Source organism: Halorubrum sp. SD626R (genome assembly GCF_001261915.1).
GTDB lineage: Archaea > Halobacteriota > Halobacteria > Halobacteriales > Haloferacaceae > Halorubrum.
In genome coordinates this window covers 32151-47059 of record NZ_CVRT01000148.1, presented here as the reverse complement: position 1 = coordinate 47059, position 14909 = coordinate 32151, and the positions used below count along the sequence as shown (strand labels likewise).

15 protein-coding genes and 1 pseudogene are annotated in these 14909 nt (G+C 65.3%); 12 read left to right on the top strand and 4 right to left on the bottom strand.

Annotation, left to right across the window (positions count from 1 at the left end; all coding sequences use genetic code 11):
• Positions 1–62 precede the first annotated feature (62 nt).
• Both SD626R_RS14665 and SD626R_RS14660 read left to right on the top strand, forming a co-directional pair.
• Positions 63–3323 (top strand): oligosaccharyl transferase, archaeosortase A system-associated, encoded by a 3261-nt coding sequence (locus tag SD626R_RS14665; protein WP_092567071.1) that lies wholly within the window; start codon positions 63–65, stop codon positions 3321–3323.
• A 6-nt stretch (positions 3324–3329) separates the two neighbouring features.
• The gene (locus SD626R_RS14660; protein WP_092567070.1) at positions 3330–4274 is read left to right on the top strand and encodes a DUF368 domain-containing protein; all 945 of its coding nucleotides are present in this window, start codon (positions 3330–3332) and stop codon (positions 4272–4274) included.
• A 275-nt stretch (positions 4275–4549) separates the two neighbouring features.
• Here the strand turns inward: SD626R_RS14660 and SD626R_RS17540 are convergent, their stop codons facing one another.
• The 4 genes from SD626R_RS17540 to SD626R_RS14640 form a co-directional block, all read right to left on the bottom strand.
• Entirely contained in the window at positions 4550–4729 is a 180-nt protein-coding gene (locus tag SD626R_RS17540; RefSeq protein ID WP_394324707.1) for an AbrB/MazE/SpoVT family DNA-binding domain-containing protein, read from the bottom strand.
• A gap of 93 nt (positions 4730–4822) precedes the next feature.
• The gene (locus SD626R_RS14650) at positions 4823–5275 is read right to left on the bottom strand and encodes an HVO_A0114 family putative DNA-binding protein (RefSeq protein WP_092567069.1); all 453 of its coding nucleotides are present in this window, start codon (positions 5273–5275) and stop codon (positions 4823–4825) included.
• A 159-nt stretch (positions 5276–5434) separates the two neighbouring features.
• On the bottom strand, positions 5435–5692 hold the full coding sequence (locus SD626R_RS14645; protein WP_092567068.1) for a type II toxin-antitoxin system HicA family toxin: 258 nt from the start codon (positions 5690–5692) through the stop codon (positions 5435–5437).
• Positions 5693–5694: 2 nt separating this feature from the next.
• Positions 5695–5970 (bottom strand): type II toxin-antitoxin system HicB family antitoxin, encoded by a 276-nt coding sequence (locus SD626R_RS14640; protein ID WP_092567067.1) that lies wholly within the window; start codon positions 5968–5970, stop codon positions 5695–5697.
• A gap of 184 nt (positions 5971–6154) precedes the next feature.
• Here SD626R_RS14640 and SD626R_RS14635 point away from each other — a divergent pair, with 184 nt between their 5' ends.
• From SD626R_RS14635 to SD626R_RS14590, 10 genes and pseudogenes are all read left to right on the top strand, one after another.
• Positions 6155–7282 carry a CapA family protein gene (locus tag SD626R_RS14635; protein WP_092567066.1) on the top strand — a complete coding sequence of 376 codons (1128 nt, stop codon included), beginning with the start codon at positions 6155–6157 and terminating at the stop codon, positions 7280–7282.
• A 315-nt stretch (positions 7283–7597) separates the two neighbouring features.
• A complete protein-coding gene (locus tag SD626R_RS14630; protein WP_092567065.1) occupies positions 7598–8620 on the top strand; it encodes an NADP-dependent oxidoreductase in 1023 nt (340 codons plus the stop codon).
• Positions 8621–8716: 96 nt separating this feature from the next.
• Positions 8717–8989, top strand: a complete 273-nt coding sequence (locus SD626R_RS14625; RefSeq protein WP_092567064.1) for a DUF433 domain-containing protein — start codon at positions 8717–8719, stop codon at positions 8987–8989.
• Entirely contained in the window at positions 8989–9357 is a 369-nt protein-coding gene (locus SD626R_RS14620; RefSeq protein ID WP_092567063.1) for a DUF5615 family PIN-like protein, read from the top strand. Before SD626R_RS14625 ends, SD626R_RS14620 begins: the two co-directional genes overlap by 1 nt.
• 62 nt (positions 9358–9419) lie before the next feature.
• Positions 9420–9596 (top strand): annotated as a pseudogene (locus SD626R_RS17350) (NADP-dependent oxidoreductase); the annotation flags it as partial.
• A gap of 99 nt (positions 9597–9695) precedes the next feature.
• A complete protein-coding gene (locus tag SD626R_RS14610) occupies positions 9696–10223 on the top strand; it encodes a DUF7342 family protein (protein WP_092567062.1) in 528 nt (175 codons plus the stop codon).
• 2 nt (positions 10224–10225) lie between these two features.
• A complete protein-coding gene (locus SD626R_RS17535; RefSeq protein WP_092567061.1) occupies positions 10226–10681 on the top strand; it encodes a toxin-antitoxin system TumE family protein in 456 nt (151 codons plus the stop codon).
• Between the two features lie 74 nt (positions 10682–10755).
• On the top strand, positions 10756–12036 hold the full coding sequence (locus SD626R_RS14600; protein WP_092567060.1) for an amidohydrolase: 1281 nt from the start codon (positions 10756–10758) through the stop codon (positions 12034–12036).
• A gap of 91 nt (positions 12037–12127) precedes the next feature.
• A complete protein-coding gene (locus SD626R_RS14595; RefSeq protein WP_092567059.1) occupies positions 12128–12775 on the top strand; it encodes a DUF8102 family protein in 648 nt (215 codons plus the stop codon).
• 408 nt (positions 12776–13183) lie between these two features.
• On the top strand, positions 13184–14881 hold the full coding sequence (locus SD626R_RS14590) for a BCCT family transporter (protein ID WP_092567058.1): 1698 nt from the start codon (positions 13184–13186) through the stop codon (positions 14879–14881).
• The last annotated feature ends 28 nt before the right edge of the window (positions 14882–14909 follow it).

Here is a 14909-nt window from a genome sequence, read left to right as displayed (position 1 = left end):
GTTTCACGCTATCGTGAGTATATGATAAGCCTTATGCGCGTTTTGCCAGTCATCTCCATGTAATGAGTGACTCAAATGACCCACCGGCAGAGTCGGATCAGTCCCCCGCTGATCTCCTCGCACGGTGGCATCACGTTCCGGTTCTTTTCGCCGCATTGAGCTTCATGTTGTGGACACGTCTCCGGTCATACGGAAACTTCGTTCTCGACGGCAGGGTGTATTTCCGCGGGAACGACCCCTGGTATCATCTCCGTGAGACATCGTATATCATGGAGAACTGGCCCAGTCGAATGCCATACGATGTTTGGACTGGTTTCCCAGTTGGATATCAGGCAGGCCAGTTCGGTACCCTCTGGGACCATATCATGGTGGTCGGGATCTGGATCGCTCGTCCGGTTATGGGCAGCGCCGAGGAGGTCATGCTCGTCATGGCCCCCATCGCCGGTACGCTTGTCGCGATTCCGACCTACTTCATCGCACGTCGGTTCGTCGACCGATTTGTTGCACTCGTTGCCGTCGTTGTGCTCGCGCTCCTACCGGGAACCTTCTTCAGCTACAGTCTCGTTGGCTTCCCGGACCACAGCGCAGCCGAGGTCCTTTTCCAAAGTATTGCCGTCCTTGCGTTCCTCGTCGCCTTTGCCATCGCCGAGCGCGAGGCACCCGTCTGGGAGTTGATCGTCGACCGCAACTGGACCGCACTCAAGCGCCCAGCAGTCTACGCGATCAGCGCTGGGATCGCTCTCGGTCTCTATCTCTGGACGTGGCCGCCCGCTGTCCTCATGGTCGGTTTTACCGGCGTCTACCTCGCGATCAAGCTCACGAATGATACCTTCCACGGTCGGAGCCCCGAACCGATCGCATTCGTCGGCGCGGTCGCGATGGGCGTCACTACCCTGATGCAGTTGATACCGCTCGACACGTTCTCGTTCTCACCCACTCAGTACTCCCTTCTTCAAGTCATCCTCCCATTCGGCGTCGCCGTCGGTGCTGTCTTCCTCGCTTGGCTCGCTCGCCAGTGGGAGGTGCGCGATCTCGACGCTGCAACCTTTCCCCCGGTTGTCGGTGGGCTTATTTTCGCCTCTGCTGGCGTCGTCTGGCTCGTGATTCCTTCGCTGTGGACAACGCTCACAAGCAACCTCCTCGGCTTCGTCGGATTCAGTGCAGGAGCAGGAGCCCGTACTATCGGTGAGGCGCAACCTCCGCTTCAGGGGGCCGCCTTCTCTGACTTCGTCCTCTCCCAGTACGGCTTCGCGTTCTTCCTCGCGCTCGCCGCGGTCCTCTACATCCTCGCGCGTCCCCTCTACCGCTCCGACGACTTCTCCGACTCCGTCTACATCGTCTCCGCACTCGCCGTGATCGGCTCCGTCTACGCGGTCCCACAGCTCTACGGCGCCATCGGCGGCGTCGTCGGCCTCGACTGGCAGGTGGTCGGCCTCGTCATCGCCGCCGCCTTCCTCGTCGGCGCGACGTTCCTCGTCGAGTACGACGCCGAGGAGCTCTACTTCGTCGTCTGGGCGGCGTTCATCGGGAGCGCCGCGTTCACCCAGACCCGCTTCAACTACTACCTCGCGGTGATCGTCGCGGTCGGCGCGGCGTACTTCCTGCAGGTGACGCTCGACGCGATCGACCTCACCTCCCTCGCCGCGCTCCGCGACATCGAGGGGTGGCAGGTGATGACCGCGCTCGCGGTGGTCGCGGTGCTGATCGTCCCGCTCGTCGGCGTCGCCACCCCAGTCTGGCAGGCAGGCAACTCCAGTAACCCCGGCAGCGTCACTCAGTGGGACGGGAGCCTCCAGTGGATGAACGACGAGACGCCCACGCCGGGCGAGCTCGAAGGCGCGGACAACCCCATGGAGCTGTACGGCACCTACGAGCGCCCCCCCGGCGGCGACTTCGACTACCCGGAGGGCGCCTACGGCGTGCAGTCGTGGTGGGACTACGGCCACTGGATCACCACGCGCGCCGAGCGCATCCCGAACGCGAACCCGTTCCAGCAGAACGCGGGCGAGGCGGCCGACTACCTCCTCGCGCCGAGCGAGGCGGAAGCTCGCGAAGTCCTCGCGAGCCAGAGCGACGAGGGCGCGAACACCCGCTACGTGATGGTCGACTCCCAGATGGCGTCGCCGAACTCCAAGTTCAGCGCCCCCGTCACGTTCTACTCGGGCAACGAGACGCGCGAGGACTTCAACCGCGTCCTCTACCAGCAGACGGAGCAGGGCGGGTTCCGGACGGTGATGCAGGTGAACACCCAGCGCTACCACGAGAGCCAGATGATCCGCCTCTACGAACACTATGGTAGTGCGGTCGAGCCTGAACCGGTCGTCGTCGACTGGGAGACCCGGACGGCCCAGACCCAGGGCGGCGAGCAGATCGAGGTCAGCGTCATCCCGAGCGAGCGGACGACGACGATTCGGCAGTTCGACAACATGACCGCGGCACGCGAGTACGTCGCGGAAGACGGCAGCGCCCAGATCGGCGGCGTCGGAAGCCTGCCTTCCGAGCGCGTGGAAGCCCTAGAGCACCACCGGCTCGTCCACGCCTCGCAGGCGCGGGGGCAGTCGCCCTCGGCGCTTCAGGTCCGCGTCCTCCAGCAGCTGATTCCGGAGGACACCAGCGTCGAGGACCTCCTTGGCGAATCGTTCCTCCGGGCGTTCCAGGACGACTTCGTGAAGACGTTCGAACGGGTGCCCGGTGCGACGATCGAGGGGTCGGGCGCCGAGGCCGGCCAGGAAGTGCGCGCCACGGTCCGGATGCAGAAGCCCAACGGCGGGACGTTCCGGTACACGCAGTACGCCGAGGCCGACGCGAACGGCAACTTCGAGCTCACGGTGCCGTACTCGACGACCGGCTATGACGAGTTCGGCCCGGAGAACGGCTACACGAACACCAGCGTCCGCGCGACGGGACCGTACCAGCTCTCGACCGGCCTCTCGATCGCCAACGGCACGCCGACCTCCCGGACCGGCACGGTGAACGTGACCGAGGCGCAGGTCGTCGGCGCAGACGACGCGGCCGCCACGGTCGAACTCGAGGAAACGACGCTCGGCGGTGGAAGTGAGAGCGACGGCGAGTCCGGCTCGGCCGACGACGGCTCGGGAACGACCGACGGCACCACCGACGACGCGAACACGACGGCGGCGATCGGCACGCCCGACACCCCCGACGCGTCCGTCGCCGACGCGAACGCCCTCGATGCGTCCGCCCTCGATGCGCCCGTCTCCCACTCGCTCGCACCCGACGCGCCGCCGTCTTCCGCACCCGATGCGGCGGTGGCACGCGGCGCGACCGCATCGCTCACCGCTTTCGTCCCCGTCGGCGCGTAACGCCTCATGCCCGACCTCCGCGCGTGGATCGCCATCTATCTGAAGGGGATCGCGATGGGGAGCGCGGATGCGGTCCCCGGCGTCTCTGGCGGCACCATCGCGCTGATCGTCGGCATATACGAACGACTGATCGCGGCCGTAACCGCGATCGACCCCGCACGGATCCGCCGCGTGATCGCGGGCGTCCGTCCCGCGAACCTCCCGGACGCTCGCGCGGCGTTCCACGAGATCGACGGCGCCTTCCTCCTCGTCCTCGGCGCGGGCATCGGCACGGCGGTCGTGGTCGTGTTGAGCGGGGTCAACTACCTACTCGCGACGCGGCCGGTCGCGACGTACGGCTTCTTCTTCGGGCTGATCGCCGCGAGCGCGGCGGTGCTGCTCCGCGGCGTCGCGCTCGACACGCCGCGGCGCACGGCGGCGGCGGTCGCCGGCTTCCTGCTCGCGTTCCTCGCCTCCGGGTACGCCTCGACCGGGCTCGGGAGCTCGCTGCCGGTCGTCTTCGCCGCCGGCGCGGTCGCGGTCAGCGCGATGGTGCTCCCGGGGATCTCTGGGTCGCTGCTGCTCGTCGTGCTCGGCCAGTACGAGTACATGTCTGGCACCGTGAGCCGGGCGGTCGACGGTCTCGTCGCGTTCGCCACCGGCGACGGCAGCGGCGCGCTCCTCGCGACCGTCCCGCCGGTCGCGACGTTCCTCGCCGGCGGCGTCGTCGGCCTGTTCACGGTCGCTCACGCCATCCGCTACGCGCTCGCGCGGGCCCGGGCTGCGACGCTCGCCTTTCTGGTGAGTCTGGTCGTCGGCGCGCTCCGAGCACCGATCGCCGAGGTGTCGATCCGGCTGGCGGCGAGTGGCGAATCGTGGCGGGCCGCCGCGCCGCGATTCGTGCTCGCGGCACTCTTCGGTGCGGCGTTTGTGTTCGTGTTGGACCGCTACTCCGCGGCAATCGAGTACTGATCCCGGAATTGAGCGAGAGCATATTTTGGGTGACGTATTCTGGATCGTGTACCGCCGGCACAAGATGCCTGCCCTAGAATAGATCCCCTGACGCGGGATCACGGAGCGAGAAAGCGGAAGCCCACAATTTCAGCGTGGGAGCAATTCGACAGAAGGACACGAAGACCGGTTCGGCATGAAGAACGGTATAATCGGGAATATCAGTTCCATTGTCACACGTTACTCTCGTCGCTACCGGAGCCAACAGCGCGTTCTTTTTTAAGCCGCTTGGTTGCCTAGCGCCCCTGGTCGTCTGTTTTCCCTCCCAGAATCCCACGCAGGTCCGTCACCGAGTGGACAGGACGAATGACAATCTCGCCCTCTGCGGTCCGAACGAACTTCACACAACCGGGTGTACTGATACCCAACTCCTCGCGAAACTCTTTCGGGATGGTGGCCTTCCCCCGCGACGACATAGACTCCGCCTTTTCAGATTCCGTTCCACTCATAGGGTTCTGTACCAATACGTTAGATTAGTCATAAATAAAGTACAGCGCTGGGTTAGCGTTCTAGAGTGTGCTCTTCGCAGGGGTCCCCCCGACGAGTTCGACGTCAAGATGGATGCGTTCGTATGGAAGGTACGGCCGTTTCGACCGGCTCTCCTCGACGACGAACAGCAAGCCGTGGTCGACGAGCAGCGACACATCGTTGTGAACCGCTCGATAATCACGGTCGAGATCGTCTGCGAGTACTGAGATACTCTCAGCCGCGCCACCGATCGCGAGGAGCGTCCGTAGCAGTTCGATGCGGCGGTCGGTGAGGATCGTTCGCAATTCACCGACTGTCGCGAACGAGACGATCGCGGGCTGTTCGTCGCCCTCACTGACTGTTTCGATGGCATTACGGGTCTCTTCACGTATCCCCTCGAATGACTCCACAGTGACGCGAAGCACGCTTGGCTGCGGGCGGTCACGAGGGTCACGGTACTTTTCCGGCCAGCCGTCGTCGATGAGTTCAGGCATCGATTATCTACTCAATTGTGGAGAGCTGAGCGATCTCTTAGAGGAAGCGGGCGACGTGCATGGTGACGTTCCGAAATTGGCTCTGTTGAAATCCTCAGAAGATGAGATATCCTGGCTTATTTTGTTCAATACAGGCGGCTCAGGGACCGATATCGGTCATCACCGATTCTCGTCGATCCACTCGCAGAATGCTTCGAAGTTCTTCGCACCGGCGTCATCAGCAATGTCATGGAGCGTTCCAATGCTGATTGAGTCGTGGGCTGGGACAGTCACGGTACGGGTATCTGCGTTCTCATGGTCTTCTGGTGGGTCCCATCGAAGAATCAGGTGATCTCCTGTGGTACGAACGTGCTGAAACCCACCGACGTTCACCAGCACCTTGTACACCTCTTCACCCGAAAAATCCCGCTTCACCATCGCTATTGTAAGACATCGGGAAGATCATCGCTCTGTGACTGAGCGACTTCAGGATCAACACCGAGGTCACGTATCTCCTCGTCGGTTGGAGATCGCCCGCCATCGCCTTTGACCGCCTCAATAACGGCATCAAGATTGTCAAGTGCTACGTCCCGGCTCTTCCCTTGAGCAGTCACTCCGACACGGAGATCACGAGCCGTCCATTGACCATCCGGATTCTTCACTAAGCGGATTTCCCGTTCAGGAGAGTCTGAATTACCAGAATCGGCTCGTGCCATGTCTAGTGATACCCCGGCGAGAGGAAAAACGCTTCGGGAGACCTACCATCTCACACGGACCGTTGATGCTCGACACGCAGTTCTGATGAACTTATAGCGTATAGATCTTGTATTCTAAGTATCACTACGCCGAACCCCTGCCTTGTCGGAGGGTTCAACTTCCCTCTCAGCGAAACCACACGCGATGCGAACGCGCCGAGACCTGTTGGCGTCAGGCGCCGCCGGACTGGCCGGCGCCGCCGGCTGCGCCGCGCTCCCGTCCGGTCGATGGACGGAAGCCGGAAGCGACCGCGACGGCCCGAAGACCGCCGCCGTCGACGCCCGACTCGGCTTCGTCGGCGATCTCATGCTCGGCCGCAGCGTCAACGAGCGGTGGGCCGACGACGACCCCGCTGGCGTCTGGGGATCAACCCTGCCGCGCCTCGACGCGCTCGACGGGCTTGTCGCCAACCTGGAGTGTTGCGTCTCCGACCGCGGCACGCGGTGGCCCGACAAGGGGTACTACTTCCGGTCGGATCCCTCGTTCGCGATTCCGGCACTAGAAGCCGCCGGCGCCTCGTTCGTCTCGCTCGCGAACAACCACATCCTCGATTTTCAAGAGCCGGCCCTCCAGGACACCCGAACCCACCTCAACGACGCCGGCATCGCCCACGCCGGCGCCGGCACCGACCTGACGGCTGCGCTCGAACCCGCGGTCTTCGAGGCGGGCTACGTTACGGCCGCCGCGTTCGGCCTCACCGACCAGTCCGCGGCGTTCGCCGCCGGGGAGTCGTCTTCGGGGACCGCCTTCGCGACGCTCGATCCGGCCGTCCCCGAGACGCGGTCGCTCGTCGAGGGAATTCTCGACGCCGCGCGGTCGCACGACCCGGACCTCGTCGTCGCCTCCCTGCATTGGGGCCCGAACTGGGAGACCGAACCGCGTCGGGTCCACGAGCGGTTCGGGCGGTGGCTCGTCGATCGGGGCGTCGACGTCGTCCATGGACACAGCGCACACGTCCTCCAGGGTGTCGAGGTGTACGAGGGCCGCCCGATCGTCTACGACGCGGGCGACTTCGTCGACGACTACGTCAGCTATCAGGATCGCCAAGGCGTCCGCAACAAGCGGAGTGCGCTGTTCGAACTGGTCGTCCGCGACGGCGATCCCGACGAACTCCGCGTCGAGCCGACCGCGATCGTCGACGAGGCGGCGACGCTGGCGGACGACGAGGTCGCCGCGTGGGTGCGCGACACCGTCGCCGAGCGCTCCGCGGCGTTCGGAACCGATATCGAGCGCGCGGAGGGTGGACTGTCAATTCCGTTGAGAGACGACTGAGGCCGGCTGACGACGAGGGAATTCGGTCGGCTCGAACGGTCCTCCGGCCGGTCAGGTTCAAATGGGTTCGTCCGTTAGATCAGGTATGTTCGGTCTGAGCACGGCGCAGCTGGAAGTCCTGCTACCGACGATCATGATCGTGAGCCTGGTGCTCGCCGCGGCGTGGGCCCTGTCCGTGCTGTATCGAGACCCGGACTGACGGCGCCGGATGGAACCCCGAGCCTGCCGGCGGAAGCGGTCAGACGACCCGTCCGCTTCGCCCTCGCTCCCCGCCGGGGTCCAAACCCTGTTAGGGCCCGGTCGTCAACGGGGCCCGTGACGGACATCAACCGCGAGTGGCTGCTCGCCGAGCGGCCGACCGGCGAGCCCGACCTGGACTGCTTCGAACTGCGCGAGACGGAGGTCCCCGTTCCCGACCCCAGCGAACTCCTCGTCCGCACCCGGTTCCTCTCGGTCGACCCGTACATGCGCGGACGGATGCGCGACGCGGAGTCGTACGCCGAGCCGTGGGCCGTCGGCGACCCCCTCAAGGGCGGAATCGTCGGCGAGGTGGTCGAGAGCGACCACGACGCATACGATCCGGGCGACCTCGTGACCGGCGAGGGACGGTGGGCCGACTACGCGACGCTCGACGGCGACGACGTCGCTCCGGTCGATCCGACCGTCGCCGATCCGGAGGCCTACCTCGGCGTCCTCGGGATGCCCGGCCGGACCGCCTACTTCGGACTGCTGGAGGTCGGCGAGCCCAAGCCGGGCGACACGGTCGTCGTCTCCGGCGCCGCGGGCGCGGTCGGATCGGTCGTCGGCCAGATCGCGAAGCGCGCCGGCTGTCGCGTCGTCGGCTTCGCCGGCTCCGACGAGAAGACGACGTGGCTCACGGACGACCTCGGCTTCGACGCCGCGATCAATTACAAGACGACCGACGACTACCGCGCCGCGCTCGACGAGGCCGCGCCCGACGGCGTGGACGTGTACTTCGACAACGTCGGCGGCCCGATCACGGACGCCGTCTTCACCGATCTGAACCTCGACGCGCGCGTCGCCGTCTGCGGCCAGATCGCCCACTACAACGACGAGGAGACGCCGACCGGGCCGCGGAAGCTTCACGGGCTCATCCCGGTGCGAGCGCGCGTGCAGGGCCTGCTCGTCAGCGACTTCGCGACACGGTTCGGCGAGGCCAGCGAGCGACTGGGTCGTTGGGTCGCGAGCGGCGATCTCGAACACCGCGAGACGGTCGTGAAGGGGTTAGAGCACGCGCCCGACGCTTTCCTCGGGCTCTTCGCCGGCGACAACATCGGGAAGCAGGTGGTGCGGGTGTCGGCAGCAGACGGGGAGTAGTATGATGTCGGGCGGATCCCTGATCCCGAGTTAGGGCTCTGGTGAAACCGGAATGTCGCCGGAAAGAATAATTGACGAGAGATTCTATCAGTTTATATGAGTATTACCCATGACGATGATGTGCTCGGCGGCGAGCCACGTATTGCCGGGACACGTATCGGTGTTCGCCACATTGCTGCACGGGTGATCGATAGCGGACTGTCCCCCGCTCACGTCGCAGACCAGCTTGACGTATCTCTCGCAGCGGTGTACGAATCTCTCTCCTACTACTATGCTCATATTGACGAGATGCGTGAGCTGGAACGCGAGAACGAAGCGGCATTCGAGCGCGTTCGGGATTCGTCGCTGAAACCCAAAGAGACCGCGTAGTGACGGGGGTTCAGATTCTGCTCGATGAGCACGTCGGACGTGTCTTCGAACGCATCCTCAGAGAGCGTGGATACGATGTCGAACAGGCCAAAGACCGGTTCGGAGAACACACGACCGACGCCGAACTGGTGTCGCGGTGTGGTGAGTCGGGGACCGTTCTGGTGACGAACAACGCGAAAGACTTCGAGTCACTGCATCACGAATACGATCACGCGGGGATCCTGCTCTACTACGATCAAGAGCTCCCCGACACCGACCCGGAAGGACTCGCTCGAACGGTCGATTCGGTGTTCAATCAGTACGGGTCTGAAGGAGTCAAAAACCACCTAGTCGACCTCGGGGAGTGGTACGAGTGGCTCCACGACTGACGGATGCCATATTTGAATGCTAAACCGTAGTTGAGCGACTCGTAATGCACACTGTGACTTGGAGCCGGTTCAGTGAGGCCAGCGAGCGGCCGGCCTAGTGGGCTGCCAATGGCGAACTCGAACACTGCGAGAAGATTGTCGACGAACTCGAAAACGCGCCCGACGCCTCCTTCGGACTTTTCGCCGGCGACAACATCGGCAAGCTGGTGGTGCGGGTGTCGGCGGCGGACGGGGCGTAGCGGACCGACCCTCGGATACGTTGCCGAGCATCTTCGTTGCCTGACTCATATATTTGCAAAATACGAAGATATATTGAAACACAGTGCGTACACGACGGTATGACCGAGTTCGATCCGGCCCCCGAACACGGGACTGAAGCGTCTCGATGGCAGGAGGGAACCGACACGTTCGGGCGCGTCTACGACGTGGTACTCGGAGTCACGTCGCCGACGGCGTACACCGAGGTCGCCGAGCTCGCGGACTGCTCTCCGAACGCGGCGAAGAAGCACCTCGACCGACTGGCAGAGATGGGCGTCGCTCGCGCGAACCGAGAGCACCGCCCCGCGACGTACGAGCGACACGACGGCTATCTCGAATGGCAGGACGCGAGCCGGATCGCCGCGGATCTCTCCATCGACGAGATCCTCGATCGCGTCGCGGCCCTCGAAGAGCGGCGAGCCGAATACGAAGATCGGTTCGAGACCGCCGATCCGAACGCCGTCACGGCGTTCGAAGCCGCCGACCACGAGACGATTCACGACCGAATGACCGCGGTGAGCGAGTGGAAGGGCGTGATTCGGAATATCCGGCTCTACGAACTGGCCCGCCGGCTCTCGGAGAACGACGGTCACCTAATTCCTGCCTGAAGATGGACCCACCTTCGGGCGATTCGGCATCCGGATCGACCGGCCCTCCCGATCGACAGACGTTACGGTTGATCGAGCGGCAACTGACGGCCGATCCGCTGGTCGCCGAGATTCGGTTCAAACCGGACCCGCACGAACCGCGGCTCCTCCGTGCGCTGCTCGCCGCTGACCGCTACCCGGATACGGCGACCACGGCGCGAATCGACGTTCGGTGGTTCGTGACGGGTGACTTCTCGATACACTACGTCGAAACCCGTGACGACGGCCGGTGGGAGTGTCGCTGGGACCGGCACCCGAACGCGCACAACAGCCGGGTACACTTTCACGAGCCGCCGACGGGCGCCACGGTCTCGGATCTCGACCTGCCGTCGCTCCATCCGCTCGAAGTCTACGCGACCGTACTCGATGCGATCGAGCGGCGGATCGAGGCGGTCTGGTCCGGGTCGCCCCAAGAGTGACACCCCCTTTCGCTCCGATCTCTCGCCCGTCCGGCGGCTATGTTAAATACCCTGACCCCTTCCCTTCCGGACAGATGTCCCACGACGCGCGAGCCAGACTGAGCGATCTCCGGCGGGCGTTCCACCGCCACCCGGAGCCGGGGTGGCGGGAGTTCCGGACGACCGCCCGCGTCGTCGAGGAGCTCGAACGCATCGGCGTCGACGATATCGCCGTCGGCCGCGATGCGCTCGCGACCGACGAGCGGATGGCCGTCCCCGACGACGACGAGATCCGGCCGTGGCTCGACCGGGCGCGCGACGCCGGGGTCGACGAGGACCGGCTCGAACGGACCGCGGGCGGTCACACGGGGGTCGTCGCGACGCTCGCACGGGGCGAGGGGCCGTGTATCGGCCTGCGCGTCGACCTCGACGCGATCTCGATCCGGGAGTCGACCGACCCCGACCACCGGCCGACCGCGGAGGGGTTCCGCTCCGAACACGACGGCTACATGCACGCCTGCGGCCACGACGCGCACCTCGCGATCGCGCTCGGGACGCTGGAGGCGGTCGCGGAGAGCGCGTTCGAGGGGACGCTGAAGGTGTTCTTCCAGCCCGCCGAGGAGGTCTCCGGCGGCGGGAAGGCGATGGCCGAGAGCGGCCACCTCGACGGCGTCGACTACCTCTTCGCGCTCCACGTCGGGCTCGGGCACCCGACGGGCGAGATCGTCGCCGGCGCGGAGAGTCCCCTGGCGATGGCGCACCTGACGGCCACCTTCGAGGGGGCGAGCGCCCACGCCGGGAAGGCGCCAAACGAGGGAGCCAACGCCATGCAGGCGGCCGCGACCGCGATCCAGAACGCGTACGCGATCGCCCGCCACGCGGACGGGGCGACGCGGGTGAACGTCGGCCGGATCGAGGGCGGCTCCGCGAGCAACGTCATCGCGGAGGCGGTGACGATCGACGCCGAGGTCCGCGGCGAGACGACCGCGCTGATGACGTACGCGCGCACCGAGCTCGAACGGGTCCTCTACGCCGCCGCGGAGCTCCACGATTGCGACGTGACGCCCCGCGTGATCAGCGAGTCGCCGTGCGTCGACAGCCACCCGGCGCTCCGGGAGGTCATCGGCAACGTGGCGTGGGACGTCGACGGCGTCGACCGCGTGATCCCGACCGAGGAGTTCGGCGTGAGCGAGGACGGCACGTATCTGATGGGGCGGGTCCAGGAGGCGGGCGGGCTCGCGTCGTACGTCCTCGTCGGCACCGACCACCCGACGAGTCACCACACGCCGACGTTCGACGTCGACGAGAAGAGTCTCGGGATCGGCGTCGACCTGCTGTCGGACGCCTTCGTCGAGCTCTCGCGCCGGCGGCCGTAGCGGGCTCCGAGCGAGCCTCCGCGACTCGGACGAGCCCGGACGCGTCTGCGAGACCAGTACTGTTAATCCCGTGGCACCCGGTGTTTCGGCCATGAGCCAGAACGACGTGCCGGAGTCGCTCGAGGCGGCGGCCGAGTCGGACCGGCCTCGCGGTATCCTCACCCCCTCCGACCGCGACTTTCTGCTCGGCCGGAAGACGGACTACACGGACCACTCCCGGAAGCAGAAGCGGAACCGGATCCGGCGCCGCGTCCGGAACGCCATCCTCGATTTCAGCATCCTCTTCGAGTGCCTAGAGGAGCGCGACCGGAAGACGGTGTTCGACCCGGACGACGAGGACCGCGAGGCGTACACGCAGGGGATCACGGACATGCTCGCGTTCCTCCACCTCGGGACGATGGGGTACCACACGCCGTTCAAGGACATGCTCTCGGAGGGGGTCGGCAAGGCGGAACAGCGGCTCGCCGGGTCGAACTACCGCATGGTCAACGTAGAGTTCAACGTCGACCCGGTCGGCCAGATCGACGTCGACGAGGTGGTCGGGAAGCTCGAAGACGACGAGTTCGCGGAGCTCACCGACGAGGAGCTGCGCGCGTTCGTCCGCCTGCTGACCATGTCGGACTCCTTCTCGCCGGAGGAGGCCGGCGAAGAGATCAAAGACCGCGTCGACGAGTTCGCCGAGCGACTGACGGAGAGCGCCGCCACCCACGAGCGCACGCTCGAGGAGCTGACGAACTGACGCGCTGACGGCCGACCGGCGCCGACGGTCCGGCCCCGGTCGGTAACGAATATCGGTGACACGCCTCCCCGTCAGCGACCCGCCTCTCTACGCGATCCCGTTTCGGACCGACCGGGCGTCGTTCGGGTCTCGGCGCAGTTCGATGCGACCTCTTCGGTTATATTGTTTACCTCCCGCTGATTGTCCAGAATTTCTCGTGATTTGTTGTCGATATCGCTTCGTTCGCGGATTATACGGTTCTCGTTGAATGTATATACATACTTCATAATACGGTTATGAAGCGGCATATTGAGAAACACTTATTGTGTACAATTTCGATCCACCGTGCATGCCAGCACGTGGCATGGTACTCGACCGGCGGAGGCAACGGGGAGTAAGCAGTCGTCGCCGCGACGGGGGTGTCGCCTCGTGAGCGGCTCAGAGGGAGGCCTCTTCGCGGAGTTCCGCGAGGAGATCGACCCGATCGTCTTCGCGTTCGGCGCGCTGATCACCCTCGGCGTGATCGTCGCGTTCTTCATCAGCCCGTCCGCCGTCGAGAGCGGCATCTCGTCGCTGAACAGTCAGCTGCTCGGCGCGTTCAACTGGGCGCTGCTGCTCATCGTCTTCCTGATCGTCCTCTTCCTCCTCTTCCTGATCGTCGGGCCGTGGGGAGGGATCAAGCTCGGCGACGAGCCGCCCGAGTACAGCTTCCTCTCCTTCTTCGCGATGCTGTACTCCGCGGGCTTCGCGGCCGGCGTCGTCTTCTGGGGCCCGACCGAGGCGCTGTTCTACTACAACAACCCCTCGCCGCTGTTTAGCGGGGTCGAGGGCGGGTCGGCCGAGGCGATGACGGTCGCCGTCCAGCAGACGCTGTTCCACTGGGCGCTGCCGCAGCTCGCGGTGTTCACCATCATGGGCATCGCCATCGGCTACTTCGCGTACAACTACGACAACGTCCCGCTGCGCGTCTCCTCGGCGCTCACGCCGATCCTCGGCGCGGATAACCTCGACGGCCCGGCCGCGAAGGTCGTCGACATCCTCGCCGTCTTCGCGACGATCGGCGGCGTCGCCACCTCGCTCGGCTTCATCGGGAGCCAGTTCGTCACCGGCCTCGACTACCAGTGGGGGATCAGCATGGGCGACCTGGGCATCCTGCTCGTCGTCACCATGATGACCCTGCTGTTCACGACCTCGATGGTGCTCGGGGTCGACAAGGGGATCCGGCGGCTCTCGAACTTCAACATGATCCTGTTCGTCGCGCTCATGCTCGTGACGTTCGTCGTGGGCCCGACGCTGTTCCTCGTGCTGCTCGGCACGCAGGCGTTCGGCGGGATGGTCAGCGAGTTCGTCTCGATGAGCCTCTTCACCGGCGCCGGAGCGATGGGCGGCGGCGACGGGAGCGCGACCAGCTGGATGAACGCGTGGACCGTGTTCTACTGGGCGTGGGCGCTCTCGTGGTCGCCGTTCGCGGGGCTGTTCATCGCCCGGATCTCCAAGGGACGGACCGTCCGCGAGGTCGCGTTCACGGGGATCGTCGCGACCTCCGGCGCCACCATCCCGTGGTTCACCTTCGTCGGCGGCACGGCGGTGTGGGCCCAGCACAACGGCATCGCCGACTTCGGCGCGGTGATCGCCGGCGAGGCCGGCCCCGAGGTGTCCGGATTCATCCTCTTCGAGGCGTTGAACTTCTCGCTGAACGTCGGGGGCGCGTCGATGACGATCCCGGTCGGCTCCGTGCTGATCTACGCGTTCATGATACTCGTGACGACCTTCTTCGTCACGTCGGCGGACTCCTCGACGCTGGCCGTCTCGATGATGACCACCGGGGGGAAGGCCGAGCCGTCGAACATCAACCGGATCTTCTGGGGCGTCGTCCTCGGGATGACCGCGGCGATCCTGATGATCCTCGGCGGCAGCGGCAGCGCGAACACGCTCCAGCAGGCGGCGATCATCACCGGGACGCCGTTCGCCCTGGTCTGTTTCCTCGCGATGCTGTCGCTGATCAAGGACTTCGGCGGGAACTACGACCAGGTGCTGTTCCAGCGCGACACCGTGCTGTGGGGGTCGCGCGACGACGCCGACTCACCGACGAGACCGGTCGAGTCCGCCGGATCGGACGACGACTGACGCGGGTCGCGTCCGATTCGCGGCGCCG